At 53.4% G+C, this 14,588-nt stretch carries 9 protein-coding genes and 4 pseudogenes; 10 read left to right on the plus strand and 3 right to left on the minus strand.

Going from position 1 to position 14,588, the window contains the following annotated elements:
* Positions 1–34 precede the first annotated feature (34 nt).
* Both KDW_RS27915 and KDW_RS27920 read right to left on the minus strand, forming a co-directional pair.
* Positions 35–340, minus strand: a complete 306-nt coding sequence (locus KDW_RS27915) for a hypothetical protein (RefSeq protein WP_151759205.1) — start codon at positions 338–340, stop codon at positions 35–37.
* A 166-nt stretch (positions 341–506) separates the two neighbouring features.
* The gene (locus tag KDW_RS27920; protein ID WP_162005680.1) at positions 507–1,487 is read right to left on the minus strand and encodes a helix-turn-helix transcriptional regulator; all 981 of its coding nucleotides are present in this window, start codon (positions 1,485–1,487) and stop codon (positions 507–509) included.
* A gap of 127 nt (positions 1,488–1,614) precedes the next feature.
* Here KDW_RS27920 and KDW_RS33270 point away from each other — a divergent pair, with 127 nt between their 5' ends.
* A complete protein-coding gene (locus KDW_RS33270; protein WP_198925616.1) occupies positions 1,615–1,842 on the plus strand; it encodes a VOC family protein in 228 nt (75 codons plus the stop codon).
* Positions 1,843–2,116: 274 nt separating this feature from the next.
* On the opposite strand, the gene KDW_RS27930 is transcribed toward KDW_RS33270, so the two are convergent.
* Positions 2,117–2,419 (minus strand): hypothetical protein, encoded by a 303-nt coding sequence (locus tag KDW_RS27930; protein ID WP_151759207.1) that lies wholly within the window; start codon positions 2,417–2,419, stop codon positions 2,117–2,119.
* 643 nt (positions 2,420–3,062) lie between these two features.
* Between KDW_RS27930 and KDW_RS27935 the strand changes: the two genes are divergently transcribed.
* From KDW_RS27935 to KDW_RS27975, 9 genes and pseudogenes are all read left to right on the plus strand, one after another.
* Positions 3,063–3,491 carry a response regulator gene (locus KDW_RS27935; protein WP_151759208.1) on the plus strand — a complete coding sequence of 143 codons (429 nt, stop codon included), beginning with the start codon at positions 3,063–3,065 and terminating at the stop codon, positions 3,489–3,491.
* A gap of 88 nt (positions 3,492–3,579) precedes the next feature.
* On the plus strand, positions 3,580–3,675 hold the full coding sequence (locus KDW_RS27940) for a potassium-transporting ATPase subunit F (protein ID WP_151759209.1): 96 nt from the start codon (positions 3,580–3,582) through the stop codon (positions 3,673–3,675).
* A gap of 53 nt (positions 3,676–3,728) precedes the next feature.
* Positions 3,729–5,467 (plus strand): annotated as a pseudogene (kdpA, locus tag KDW_RS27945) (potassium-transporting ATPase subunit KdpA).
* Between the two features lie 4 nt (positions 5,468–5,471).
* Positions 5,472–7,603: pseudogene (gene kdpB, locus KDW_RS27950) on the plus strand (potassium-transporting ATPase subunit KdpB).
* Between the two features lie 31 nt (positions 7,604–7,634).
* A pseudogene (gene kdpC / locus KDW_RS27955) lies at positions 7,635–8,227 on the plus strand (potassium-transporting ATPase subunit KdpC).
* Between the two features lie 130 nt (positions 8,228–8,357).
* Complete coding sequence (locus KDW_RS27960) at positions 8,358–9,629, plus strand: universal stress protein (protein WP_151759210.1); 1,272 nt, start codon at positions 8,358–8,360, stop codon at positions 9,627–9,629.
* Between the two features lie 142 nt (positions 9,630–9,771).
* Positions 9,772–10,293: a putative universal stress family protein gene (locus tag KDW_RS27965; protein ID WP_151759211.1), complete on the plus strand. Its 522-nt coding sequence runs from the start codon at positions 9,772–9,774 to the stop codon at positions 10,291–10,293.
* 399 nt (positions 10,294–10,692) lie between these two features.
* Positions 10,693–12,867, plus strand: coding sequence for an APC family permease (locus KDW_RS27970; protein ID WP_233097954.1), 2,175 nt, complete (start codon positions 10,693–10,695; stop codon positions 12,865–12,867).
* Positions 12,868–13,181: 314 nt separating this feature from the next.
* A pseudogene (locus tag KDW_RS27975) lies at positions 13,182–14,584 on the plus strand (sigma 54-interacting transcriptional regulator).
* The last annotated feature ends 4 nt before the right edge of the window (positions 14,585–14,588 follow it).

The raw sequence follows: 14,588 nt of genomic DNA on the forward strand, positions 1-14,588 counted from the left end.
AGTGAAAAGTATTAGCCTTCATGGCCAATACTTTTCACGTAGCGAGACGTTCAGAGATGGTTCGACGTGACCAGCAAGCCAGGTGTACGTGGAGAGGGCGCCACACGCGGAGGCCGCACTGCTGCGTTTGCACAGGCCAGCGTGTGAGCACGACGCGCAGTGCTGTGGCGCCTCCAGGGATCGTGTGTGCCGTGGCCTGCTCGCGCAGCAACGTGGTGGGAGCGCGCGTGGATCCTCCCCGTACCTTCTCGGAGAGGATCGCGAACCATAATCCGTCTCGGTGTAGGCGCCACAGGCATGCGAGGCTCGTTGAGCCCCTCGCTCCACCATCACGCCGCATGCCGGCCTCCGCGTGTGGCGCCCTCTCGACGGATGATTTGCTGCTTTTCTCCACCATGTTTTTTATGGTCACAAAAGCGCTTAAGTGAAAAGTATTAGGCTCAAGCCCTACCTTGCAATCGTGTGAGCGGAGCTAGCCGCGACTGAGCGGCGTTCACGATTGTCTTTCAAGGGGACCTGCCGCTACGATTTTGTTGTGCTTGTGCTACCATGGCAGAAATTTTCTTTCCCAGTTGCTGCATGGCTTCAAGCAATTCTGGCGGCTGTATCCTCAAGCAAGGACAACCGAGGTTTACCAAAAAACGTGCCAGGTGATCAAGGTCATCATCGTATGCCCGCAGCAAAATTCCATCAGATCTCTCTTCCACTGTTGCAAACGTTGGAGGAACAGCCCAACGTACCTGCTCAAGTGTGGTTTCGAGCAGAACCTCTCCAAGCCAGCGCGAAGGCATGGCCGCAATCTCTTGCAGGGCATAGGCTAGCACATCAAAGTTGTGGGGATGTACAAAATATTCCTCGCGTGGCTCAACCTGTAGAATGCGATCCAACCGGAACATACGAATGGCCTGACGCAGATGACAGTAGCCAATCGCATACCAGTGTCTTTGCAAATAGAGCACCCCATAACAGTCCAGCGTGCGTTCTGTCTGCTCCTTACCTTTCGCCTGATAGATGATCCACGTTTGTTGCCCTCGATAAGCGGCGGTGCTCAAGGTACTCACCCATGTATTCATCACCTGTACAGGAGAGGTATCCAGATGCAATGCCACCATATCCTGCACCGCCTGGACCTGCTCCCGTATGTTCAGAGGAAGCACACGCTCCACTTTCGCCAGCGCACTCACCACTCCGGGCTGAGATGTGCCGAGTCCCAGCAATTCCGCAGCGCGTAAACCCAGTGCCACCGCCACGGCTTCCTCTTCTGTCCACATCAAAGGCGGCAACTTGAAGCCAGGGAGGAGCCGATAGCCTCCATAGCGTCCACGCTCCGCCTCTACCGGGATGCCCAGGTCCTGGAGCATAGTCATATAACGTCTGACGCTACGCGGGTTGACCTCAAGCCGTTCCGCCAATTCTGCGGCAGTAATGTTCGGACGTGCCTGTAACAGATTGAGCACGGTCAGCAGACGGGAAACTGGAGAATACATAGTGCCTTTCCTTCTGGTGTTCAGCATATTGGCTTTCAAATAGGACCGATTCACGCCACATTCTATCCTATACTGTTCATGAAGAGAAGCATTTCTCGCCAGAGAGTAGTAGAGAAAGGAAATACTCATGTTTCAAGGCTTGCGAACAACCATCTATGGAGTAAACGATATTGAAAAGGCCAAGGCATGGTATAGCACCGTGCTTGGTACCCAGCCCTACTTTGACCAGCCAGCGTATGTTGGCTTTAACGTAGGAGGATTTGAACTGGGCCTGTCCCGCATGCCACACCAGGTACCACAGGCCCGAAAGCATATTGGGGAGTCCCGGATGCCCATGCAGCATGGACCCAACTGATCGAACAGGGAGCACAAGAGAATGAATCTCTGGAGGATGTCGGCGACGGAATCCTCATCGGCTCGGTCCTCGACCCCTTCGGCAACCTGCTCGGCATTATCGAGAATCCGCACTTCTCTCTCAAAGAAAGCTAAAGCGGCAGTCAATTCATGGTTGAAGTGGGACGCTCAGGCCGTCCCACTTCAACCATGAGAACTTTTACGAGAGAGGACAGCAGACATGGAACCAATAAATCGTTAAGACAAATCTGTTGCTGAAAGCCATATTACTTGCACTAAAATATTACGCCATACTTGTAAAGTATCCAGCTATAACCAATAAAAATAGTTAGCGTAATAATGAACACTGCCCATACGATATTTTTCCAGAAACGCTGGTACTGTAAGCGATTGTGTAAGAGAATGACGCTCATTCCCATACCGAGAAGGAGGCATCCCAGCAATAGCCGCCAGAGATTATGATAATGGGTGAAAAAAGTAGAAAGGAAATTTATCCCCAGCCCGATTGTGCCTCCACCCACTACCGCTACTTGCCAGGAAATAGGTTGAGCTTTTTCTTGTGTGTTGTTGTTTTGCATCTATACTTTCATCTTCCTTGAATCTGACCTACCAATCAATGCTTATTTCTATTCGAGCTGTTCATATGAAGCTGATAACGCTAAAAATTGCTATCAGCGATTTATGTATTTAACATAATAAACTTCTTTTTTCTCTTTTTGTAACACGCATATGTGCTCAGAGAGGATGCGAGTTTGCTACGAACCTGGCCACGATGTATCCTCCAGCTTAAGAACTTAAGAACTTAAGAGCGTAAGACATTTCTGTGCAGACCATAGGCATGCTGTCTGTTCTTCATAGATATAGGCATTTTTTAGTATTACTCCTTCTGTATGGCGTGGCGCTGTCCCGGATGCAACCAGGGTGCTCGCTCGTACGCCGACAGATCGCAGCGGCCAGCCCTACCTTGCAATCGTGTGAGCGCAGTTAGCCGCGATTGAGCGGCGTTCACGATTGTCTTTCAAAGGCGCCGCCGGTACGACAGGATGCTTGCGATTAAGTTGTACTTTCTTAAGCGTGTTGCCGCTTTCCACTGTGAATCTCTTGAGTATATTTTGAGGAGTAGCTTTTTTCTCTTTACCGCGTATTGAGCTAATACGCGGTATATTTTTTGTGTGAGAGGAAAGATGATTCCCTGATAACTTAGTGAAGGGTGGTGCTGGAATGGCTGGAGCACGAATTCTGTTGGTTGAGGACGATGATGTTTTGCGCAGCGTGGTTGAGCGTAATCTGCTGGCTCGTGGACATGAGGTCTATTGTGCGGCTGATGGCTATAGCGCGCTCTGTTATCTGCGTTCTCAGCCGCTGGACCTTATCCTGCTGGATATCAATTTACCAGACCAGACGGGCTGGGATGTCTTGCGTGCTGTCCAGGCTGAAGGTATGGAATGCTACTGGCGGGACGCGGGCTTGCAGGGGAAGTTGCCGGTGGTGGTGCTTTCCGCTGTGCGGGTCAGTCCGGTGCGCCTGGCTGAGTTTCATCCTCTTGCATACTTGCCTAAACCGTTTCCGATGGATGCTGTGTTACGGCTGGCCGCGGAAGCCGCGACCCGGCGTGAGCAGTGCGCCGGGAAGGAGAAATTTCATGCTTGATATCTTGATTATTCTGGTGAGCATTGCCTTTTTTATGCTGTGTATTGGTTTTACCGCCGGCTGTGAACGCTTGTAGGAGGTGCGCACGATGAATACGCCACTTGAGTATGTGCTGGTTGGTATTGTGACCCTGGCCATTCTGGTGTATCTGATAATTGCCTTATTGGCACCTGAAAAGTTCTAATTACTATATTATTCATTTTATGTGGCTTTATAGCTTGAAATCGAGGAAGAGAGATGCCTATTACGCCAAATAGCGTCATTCAGGTTCTGATCTACCTGGTAATCCTGTTATTGATTACCAAACCCCTGGGCTTGTATTTGACCCGGGTGTTTACGGGTGAGAAGACCTGGTTGACCCCCGTTTTTGCTCCGGTTGAGCGGCTGTTTTATCGGCTGTCGGGTGTGGATGCCGCGGAGGAGCAGAAGTGGACTGGCTATACTGTTTCGATGTTGTTGTTTAGTCTGGCAGGTATGCTCTTGCTGTATCTGTTTGAACGGACGCAGCAGTGGCATGGGACCCTGTTTAATCCGCAGGGCTTTGGGGCGGTTGAACAACAACTGGCTTTCAATACTGCGGCCAGTTTTACTACGAATACTAACTGGCAGGCTTATACCGGTGAGCAGACGATGACGTATCTGACGCAGATGGCTGGCCTGGCTTTCCATAACTTTGCGTCGGCGGCGACTGGTATCGCGCTGGCGGTGGCTTTTGTACGTGGTCTGACCCGGCGTAGTGCGCAGCATCTGGGTAACTTCTGGGTCGATGTGACGCGCTGTATTCTCTATATCCTGTTGCCGGTCTCGATCATCGGTGCGCTGGTGCTGGTCTCACAGGGTGTGGTGCAGAACTTCAATGCCTATACCCAGGTGGTGACGCTGGAAGGTGTCAAGCAGGTAATCGCGCAGGGGCCGGTGGCCTCGCAGGAGTTTATTAAAGAGTTTGGTACCAATGGCGGTGGTTTCTTCAACGCCAACTCGGCGCATCCATTTGAGAATCCGAATGTGCTGACGAATATGATCGAGATGCTGGCGATCTTCGCGATTCCAGCGGCCCTGACCTATATGTTTGGCAAGATGGCCGGCAATACCAGACAGGGCTGGGTGATCTTTGCCGCGATGGCGATCCTCTTCTTGATTGGTGTTTTTGTGATTATGCCAGCCGAGCAATCGGGCAATCCTTTCCTGACGCAGGCCGGAGCCAACCAGGCGATAACGCAATATCAGGCTGGCGGCAATATGGAAGGAAAAGAGGTCCGTTTCGGGATCACGCAGACGGCGCTCTTTAGTACGATCACGACCGATGCCTCCTGTGGAGCGGTCAACGGTTTCTTTGATAGCTTTACGCCAATCGGCGGCATGATACCAATGTTGAATATCGCATTGGGTGAAATCATCTTTGGTGGTGTGGGTTCAGGACTCTACGGTATGTTGATCTTTGCTGTGCTGGCCGTCTTTATCGCTGGCCTGATGGTCGGACGTACCCCGGAATTCCTGGGCAAGAAGATCGAGCAAAAAGAGATGAAGATGGCGGCGCTGGCCATCCTGATCCTGCCGACGCTGATCCTGGGCTTTACCGCGATTGCATCCATCCTGCCAGTGGGAACGAGCTCGACTCTGAATCATGGGCCGCATGGGCTGTCGGAAATACTGTATGCCTATACATCCGGAACTGGTAACAATGGTTCGGCTTTTGCGGGCTTGAGTGCCAATACGCCGTTCTATAACTGGACGCTTGCGATGGCGATGTTGTTTGGGCGTTTCGCTTTCGTGGTGCCAGTGATGGCCCTGGCGGGTGCACTGGTCAAGAAAAAAGTCGTACCAGCCAACGCTGGAACCTTCCCGACGACCGGACCCTGTTCGTTGTCTTGCTGATCGGTGTGATTTTGATTGTAGGTGCCCTGACCTACTTCCCGGCCTATGCGCTGGGTCCAGTGGTTGAACATTTATTGATGCTGGCAGGAAAGAGATTTTAACGCGATGAGTACTGATACCTTAGAGACAAAGTCCTGGAAGACACGCCGTAAGGGTGCCAGTTCGATCTTCAATGGACCTATCCTGCGCCGGGCGCTGCTGGACTCGCTGAAGAAGTTGGATCCGCGCTGGCAGTTGAAGAATCCGGTGATGTTTGTGGTTGAGATCGGGAGCGTGATTACGACGGTCGAGTTTGTGCGCTACCTGATTACGGGTCCTGCCAGTGAGGCGTTCTTTGTGTTTGGTGTGGCGGTCTGGCTCTGGTTTACCGTGATCTTTGCGAATTTTGCCGAGGCGATGGCTGAGGGCCGTGGTAAGGCGCAGGCCGATGCGCTGCGTAAGACACGTACCACGACACCGGCCAAACGCCTGAAGCAGCGGGATCGCACCAGCGGCTACGAGGAGGTGGCCGCTCCCGATCTGCGCAAAGGTGATCTGGTCCTGGTTGAGGCCGGGGATGTTATTCCTGGCGATGGTGATGTCATCGAGGGTGTGGCCTCGGTGGATGAGTCGGCGATTACCGGCGAGTCTGCCCCGGTGATTCGTGAGAGCGGTGGCGATCGCAGTGCCGTGACCGGTGGAACACGAGTACTCTCGGACTGGGTGGTGGTACAGATCAGTGCCAATCCTGGTGAGACCTTCCTGGATCGCATGATTGCCCTAGTTGAGGGTGCGGCGCGCCAGAAGACACCGAACGAGATTGCCCTGAACATCCTGCTGGCCAGCCTGACGATTATCTTCCTGTTAGCCGTTGTGACATTGGAACCATTCGCGATCTACTCGAATAATCCTGTCTCGATCACGACGCTGGTGGCCCTGCTGGTCTGCTTGATCCCGACCACCATTGGTGGCCTGCTCTCCGCGATCGGTATCGCGGGTATGGACCGTATGGTGCAGCGTAACGTACTGGCGATGAGTGGTCGCGCCGTAGAGGCCGCCGGTGACGTTGATGTTCTGCTGCTGGACAAAACCGGCACGATCACGTTAGGTAACCGTATGGCCAGTCGCTTTGTGCCGCTGCGAGGCATCAATGAGCAATCGCTGGCGCGGGCCGCGCTGCTGTCCAGTCTGGCCGACGAGACGCCTGAAGGTCGCTCGATTGTGGCTCTGGCCAATGAGCGCTATGGACTGCATGAGGAGACGACTGAGAACGCGACGTTCGTACCTTTCTCGGCCCAGACGCGCATGAGTGGTGTCGATCTGAACGGTCACGCCGATGGTTCTTTATATAGAGTACGTAAGGGTGCGGCCGACTCGGTCAAGACCTATGTGCTGGATGCCGGTGGTGAGGTCGATGAGGAACTGGAGCAACTGGTGACATCGATTGCCAGTAGTGGTAGTACGCCGCTGGTCGTGGCTGAGACCAATGTCCAAGGTCAGAATGGTCATCGCCAGGATGCAAAGGTCCTGGGTGTGATTGAGCTGAAAGATATCGTGAAAGGCGGTATGCGCGAGCGCTTTGAGCAACTGCGTAAGATGGGTATCCGTACCGTGATGATCACGGGTGATAATCCTTTGACCGCGGCGGCGATTGCCCGCGAGGCTGGCGTGGATGATTTCCTGGCCCAGGCTACCCTGAGACCAAGATGACCCTGATCAAAGAGCAGCAGGCCGGTGGTCGTCTGGTGGCAATGACCGGTGACGGTACCAATGATGCTCCTGCCCTGGCGCAGGCCGATGTCGGTGTGGCTATGAACACCGGTACCCAGGCCGCCAAAGAGGCTGCCAATATGGTCGATCTGGACTCGAATCCGACCAAACTGATCGAGGTAGTTGAAGTCGGCAAACAGCTTTTGATGACCCGCGGCGCGCTGACAACCTTTAGTATTGCCAACGACGTTGCCAAGTACTTTGCCATTATTCCGGCCATGTTTATGGTGGCCTTCCCACAACTGGAAGCGCTCAACATCATGCATCTGGCCACACCACATAGCGCGATCCTCTCGGCCGTTATCTTTAACGCCCTGATCATCATCGCTCTGGTGCCACTGGCCCTGCGTGGTGTCGCCTACCGTCCATTGGGCGCTGGACCGCTCCTGCGGCGCAACCTGCTGGTCTATGGACTGGGTGGACTGATTGTTCCTTTTGTTGGTATTAAAATTATTGACCTCCTGCTAGTCGTGTTACATCTGGCTTAGCGTGGATGGAGAAGAATAGATCATGAAGACTCTGCAAAAAAACATTCGGCCAGCCATCGTCTTAACGCTGCTCCTGACCATCGTCACTGGTTTCCTCTATCCGGGCATCGTGACTGGCCTCGCCCAGGTCATCTTCCCGTATCAGGCCAACGGTAGTATCCATACGACCTCGGATGGGAAGCAGATCGGTTCCGACATCATCGGACAATACTGGACTTCGGCGCGCTACTTTCATGGTCGTCCGTCTGCGACTCTCTCGGAGACGGACTCCACTAAGAGTGAGCCGTATAACGCGCAGAACTCGGCGGCTTCTAACCTGGGGCCAACTAACGCCACGCTGATCCAGAATGTGCAGCAGAACGTTAAAAAGCTCCAGAAAGAGAATCCAGGCACCCCTGTTCCGGTCGATCTGGTCACCGCCTCCGGCTCCGGACTCGACCCGACATCTCGGTTGCAGGAGCCCTCTTCCAGGTTCCCAGGATTGCCAGGGAGCGTAATATGAGTCAAAATGATGTTAAGAAGATTGTTATGGATCATGTACAGGGCCGCTTCCTGGGCATCTTAGGCGAAGACCACATCAACGTCCTCGACCTCAACCTCGCCCTCGACGCCGCCAAGAAATAAACGGTATGCACACGTAGGTTCGACCCTTGTGGTCGATTTCTCGGAGAACGAAGCCGACCGCTACGGAGAAGGTAGCAATGGCGGAGTTAATCGACCGCAAGGGTCGAACCTACGGGGGATGGGGTAAATCATGGCAAGTCAACCTCCGGAAAAACGTGTACAGGCAGATGGGCGACCGGATCCTGAGGCTTTGTTGGTGCGTTATCATTTGCGTGATCAGGATGTGGCGCGGCAAGATAGCGGGGAACTCCATCATGATGGTCCTCGGCGTGGTCGCTTGCGCGTCTATCTCGGGGCGGCCGCCGGGGTGGGGAAGACATATGCGATGTTGAATGAGGGTCAGCGTCGTAAGGAGCGTGGCGCGGATGTGGTGATTGGCTATGTGGAGACGCATCAGCGCGCACAGACGCAGGCCCAGATTGGAAACCTTGAGGTGATTCCGCCGCAGATTGTAGAGTATCGCGGTGTGAAGTTGAAGGAGATGGATACCGCGGCTATTATTGCGCGTCATCCACAGATCGCGCTGGTTGATGAGCTGGCCCATACCAATGTGGTGGGCTCGCAGCATCCCAAGCGCTATCAGGATGTGATGGATATCCTGGATGCGGGCATCGATGTGGTGTCCACGCTGAATGTGCAGCATCTGGAGAGTCTGAATGATCTGGTGGCCAGTATTACCGGCATTGAGGTGCGCGAGACCTTGCCGGATCGCATTCTGGATCAGGCGGATGAGGTCGAGTTGATCGATATCGCGCCGCATGCTCTGCGTCAGCGCATGAAACATGGCAATATTTATCCCGAGGAACGCATTGAGCCGGCGCTGAATAATTTCTTTCGCGAAGGCAATCTGACGGCCCTGCGTGAACTGGCGCTGCGCCAGACCGCCAATAAAGCCGAGTCGCAACTGCAGCAGTATATGACCGGACACGATATCAAGTCGCCGTGGGCGACCAATGAATGTGTGCTGGTCGGCTTTGATCATCGTCCGCAGAGTCGCGCCATTATCCGTGATGCCTGGCGACTGGCCCACGGCCTGCATGCCAACATCATCGCGGTCTCGATCCAGTTGACTGGCTATCCCGCCTTTTTGCGCCGTTGTATGGACTATTTAAAATATGATGGTGACTACCGCCAGCAGCAGGAAGAGATGCGCAAGCAGCTGGATGAGCACGCGCTCCTGGCCGAGGATCTGGGCGCGGAAGTGATCCGGCGCAGTAGTAGTGATATCGCCGGCACCCTGGCCGAGCTTGTCAAGCAGCGCCATGTGACCCAGATCGTGATGGGGCAGCCAGCGCATACACGCCTGGAAGTGCTGCTCTATGGTTCGGTCACCAATCGCATCCTGCGTCTGACTCCGGACGCCGATATTCATCTCGTACCCTTAAAAAGGGACGTAACCTGAGGCATGGAATGAAGATATCGTTAAAAGTGTTTCTAATAGAAGAGATATAGATGCATATAGCCCACGGGCTATGTTATTATGTTGATGATAGCGACCAACTTTTATCATAGCAAGATAAGCTGTTAGATAGGGGACGTTCTCGATGAGGCGTTTGTTGCTTCCCTTTACACATGGCATCGATGGCAATGCCATCGATTTTGCCCTCTCGATGGCGCAGCAGGAACAGGCAATCCTGGTTGTGATTTCCTGGCTGCATACATCACCTGACGCTACTACGACTGAGCAGCCGCGCCTGGGCTTTATTGAGCAATCCCAGGATTTTCTGGCGCTGGTAGAACATAAGGCCAGGCGTCTTCAGGTGCCGATTGAGCGCATTGAGCTCTATAGTGCCAATGTCGTCAAGAGTATGATGGCGATGGCGGGCGAGATGGATTGTGATGCGCTCCTCTTATTTCAACGCAATCACAAGGCAGTGCTACTGGATGAACTTGAGTTGAAGCAGTTGCTGGTCATGAGTCGCGTGCCGCTCTTATTTGTGCAGATGACCGCCCGCACACGCTTCTGGCATACCATCACGGCCCGCCTGGGCTGCTGGGTAAAACGCATACGCAACCCACAAAAAGTAGCTGCCGTCGTGCTCGATGAACATCTCATTCACGCCTGACGTAGCGGCAGCCTTTACGGCTGCGACCTGTTCATCGTATTTACAAGCAACCTCCACGCAACGGCAACGCTTGCCGCTGCCCCCGTTCTACGTATAAGTAAGCCGCCTATCTGTACGTGGAACGGAGGCAGCCGTGAAGGCGCCGTGACGTGGGAGGCGCTTGCTCGGACGTGAAGTGGTTGCAGCCGTGAAGGCTGCCGCTACGGGGGAAATTTTGTGCGTTTTTTTAGTGATTCTTGCTTTTTCTTTAGCCAATTTTGAGAACGTATGCCATATAATGCATCAGTTATGTCAAGCCGAGCAGGATAAGATATATCAATTAGTATCAATAATGATCTGCGAGAGGCGGCTACAGGTTGGTTCTTTCACGAATGCGGCATTGTTAGGAGAGCAAAAGCAATGGATCAGAGGGAGACACGCGTTCTCAATATCCCTGCAGAAAATGGTAATCAGGAAGCACAGATGTCCAAAGGTTTCATCGACGGCGATGATCCTGCGCACATTGCTCGTACGCAAATTATTAAAGGTAGTAAATACCCCAGTCATGAGCGGATCCGTACGGTTCGTCCCACTAAAAAAGCTTTGGAGAGCGTGAGTCCTGGCTTGTTAAAGGTCACGGATGCAATGCTGGTGCCGCCCCAAGGGAGCGGCCGCTTTTTGTTTTATCTGAAGCGTACGTTGATTGGCGCGCCGATTGCGACCTCGCAGGCTGAGCATGAGCGTCTGACAAAAGTGAAGGCGCTGGCTGTCCTATCCTCGGACGCGATCTCTTCGGTGGCTTATGCGACTGAAGCCTGTATGGGTATCCTGCTGTTCGCTGGCCTGGGTTCCTTGAACCTGATTTTGCCGATCAGTATCGCGATTATTGTGCTGCTGGCCATCGTGGCTATGTCGTACAGCCAGACCATTCCAGCTTATCCTGGTGGTGGTGGCTCATATATTGTAGCCAAAGATAACCTTGGTGTGTCCGCCGGACTGGTGGCGGCCTCGGCGCTCTTGATCGATTATGTGTTGACCGTTTCGGTGAGTGTGGCTTCGGGCGTGCAGAACCTGGCCTCGATTCCGCTCTTCCACTTCTTGAATGCGCCCCATATGGAGGCTTTGCTGGATGTGGGCCTGGTCATTATTATTACCGTTGTCAATCTGCGCGGTGTGCGCGAGTCGGGCTCGATCTTTGCTATTCCGACCTATTTCTTTATTATCAGTGCGGTCTTTATGATCGTGGTGGGTATGTTTGAGGCCTTTGTGCTGCACCATCAACCGCTGGTCTCCACTTTCCATACCCTCAACAATCAGGCGGTGCATGCCACTGAAAGTGTCTCCATCTTCCTGGTTTTGCGCGCCTTTGCCTCTGGCTGTTCGGCCATGACTGGTGTTGAAGCCATCTCTAATGGTGTGCCAGCCTTTAAGAAGCCTGAACCCCGCAACGCCCGCCTGACCCTGGTCTGGATGGCGTCGATCCTGGCTTTCCTGTTTGGTGGTATTACGATCCTGACCCTGACCAACGGCATCGCTCCAGATCCCTCCGGCACCCAGACCGTGATTGCTCAGTTGGCGTCGCACATTTTTAGTGGCCCCCTGGCTTTCTTCTTTCCGCTCTTCCAGGTTGGCATCCTCTTGATCCTGACGCTGGCCGCCAATACCAGTTATGCCGACTTTCCGCGCCTGGCCTCGCTGCTGGCGCGTGACAACTTTTTGCCACATCAATTCGCGTTCCGTGGTGATCGTCTGGCCTTCTCGATTGGTATCGTCAGCCTGGCCATCATGGCCAGCATTCTACTCCTGGTCTTTGATGGCAGCGTCGACCACCTGATCGACCTGTATGCCGTTGGCGTGTTCCTTTCCTTTACCCTCTCGCAGAGTGGTATGGTCCTGCACTGGTGGCGCTTGCGCACCCAACAAAAAACCTGGCTACGCAGCGCCATCATCAACGGCACAGGTGCTCTGACAACGGCGCTGGTGGCGATCATTATTGCTTCAACCAAATTCATCTCTGGTGCCTGGATCGTGGTAGTCCTGATCCCGCTGCTGGTCTTGATGTTCATGGGTATCCACGCCCACTACAAACGTGTCGAACAGGAGCGCACCACTAACATTCCTGCCCGCCCAACCGACATCAAACACCTCTTCATCGTTCCGATTGCCGGTATGGATCGTGTCTCCGTCCAGAGTCTCTCCTATGCCCGCTCGATCTCAGACAACGTCATCGCCGTCCACGTCGCCATCGACGGCGACGACGAAAAACGTGTCCGAGCCGCCTGGAAACAATGGCGACCCAACATCGGAGCCGACGAAAAAACCGAACTGATCATCATCGAATCCCCATATCGCTCATTGACGCGGCCCCTGCTCGCCTACATCGACACCGTACACGAGCTCTATTCAGAATACACATTGACCGTATTGTTGCCAGAATTCATCGTCGGCCATCTCTGGGAACACATCCTGCACAACCAGACCGCGCTCAGCATCAAAGCCGCCCTGCTCTTCCGGCCCGGCATCATCGTCACCAGCGTACCCCAACACCTCACCTCGCGCATGCACGACCTGCCGGAGACCGTCACGACACCATAAATATCTTCCTCATACAATCATATATAAGGGTGATGGCAGGGGGTGCAGGGGGACGGTAGTCCCTCTGCCGGGGTTTGGGGTGTCCCCAAATATCCTCCTCATTATGCTGTGCCGCCGTCAGGCGGCGCAGCATAATGCATAAAAAGTGTGCCTGGCACACCCCCACCCTTGCGTTTTCTGTGTGCAGGCTGTAGAATCAAGTATGGTTCACATGTTTTTTTGGTCCCGTAGGATCATGCCGGATCGGTTATTCGCCCTCAATCGAAGACATGCATCTCACGAGCCAACCCCCAAGAAAGGTAGCATGAAACTTAATGACCATCACTACTCGACCGCGCACTCTTGGTGAATTGCGTGATAGTGGCTATCAGGTGCTTTCGGTTAAAGCAGAGATGCGAAAGAATCTGATCCAGAAGATTCGTGACGGAGAAGAGCTATTCCCAGGGATTATTGGCTACGAGGATACTGTGATTCCTCAAATAGAGAACGCGATCCTCTCAGGTCAGGATATGATTTTCCTGGGGGAGCGCGGACAAGCCAAGACTCGTATTGCGCGTAGTCTGGTCAATTTGTTAGATGAATTCGTGCCTGCGATCGCGGGCAGTGAAATTAATGATGATCCGTTTGAGCCTATCAGTAAGGCGGGTCGCGATAAAATTGCTGAATTTGGAGATCGTACGGAGATTGAGTGGATTCCCCGGGATCGCCGCTATGGTGAAAAATTGGCGACCCCGATATTACGATCTCTGATCTGGTCGGTGAGGTTGACCCGGTTCGTGTGGCGGAAGGCCGTTATCTTTCGGATGAGTTGACTATCCACTATGGGATGATTCCGCGTACGAATCGTGGTATCTTCTGTATTAATGAGCTACCGGATCTGGCGGAGCGCATCCAGGTTGGTCTGCTCAATATTATGGAAGAGCGCGATGTGCAGATCCGTGGATATAAGATTCGCTTGCCGTTGGATGTCTATGTGGTGGCCAGTGCCAACCCTGAGGACTATACCAACCGTGGTCGTATCATTACGCCTTTGAAGGACCGTGTGGGTTCGGAGATTCGCACGCATTATCCTCTGACCATTGATCATGAGATTATGATCATGGAGGAGGAGAGCAGTAAGATGCTGACCGATGGACTGGATGTCACGGTGCCGCAGTTTATGAAGGAGATCGTGGCGGAAGTTACGCATCTGGCTCGCAGTAGCAACGATATCAGTCAGCGTTCCGGTGTGAGTGTGCGTGTTACGGTAGCAAATTATGAGAACGTGCTCAGTAATGCCAGTCGCCGCGCCCTGCGCCTCAAAGAGCGTCAGGTTGTGCCACGCGTCAGCGATCTTGAAGCCATTATTGCTTCGACCAGTGGTAAAATCGAGTTGGATACCGTTGGTGATGTCAAAGAAGAGCGTGTGGTTAAAAAGTTGATCAATGGCGCGATCATGAGCGTCTTTGGTCAGTACTTTGAGCCCAAGGAATTTGAGCAGTTGGTGGCCGGCTTTGAGCGTGGTCTCAATGTCCAGGTCGGAGACGATATGCCCTCGATGGAATATGTGAATCAGCTCTCCAAGGTTGGTGGTTTGAGTAAGGCCATCGACAAACTCAGTGGCCGTGGCAATCCCGCTACGATTGCCTCTACCGTCGAGTTTATCCTTGAAGGACTCCATCTTAATCGTCGTCTTAATAAGGATGCAGTAGGTGGTAAGACTCGCTATCGACGCTAAAGGA

Source organism: Dictyobacter vulcani (assembly GCF_008974265.1).
Lineage (GTDB): Bacteria > Chloroflexota > Ktedonobacteria > Ktedonobacterales > Ktedonobacteraceae > Dictyobacter > Dictyobacter vulcani.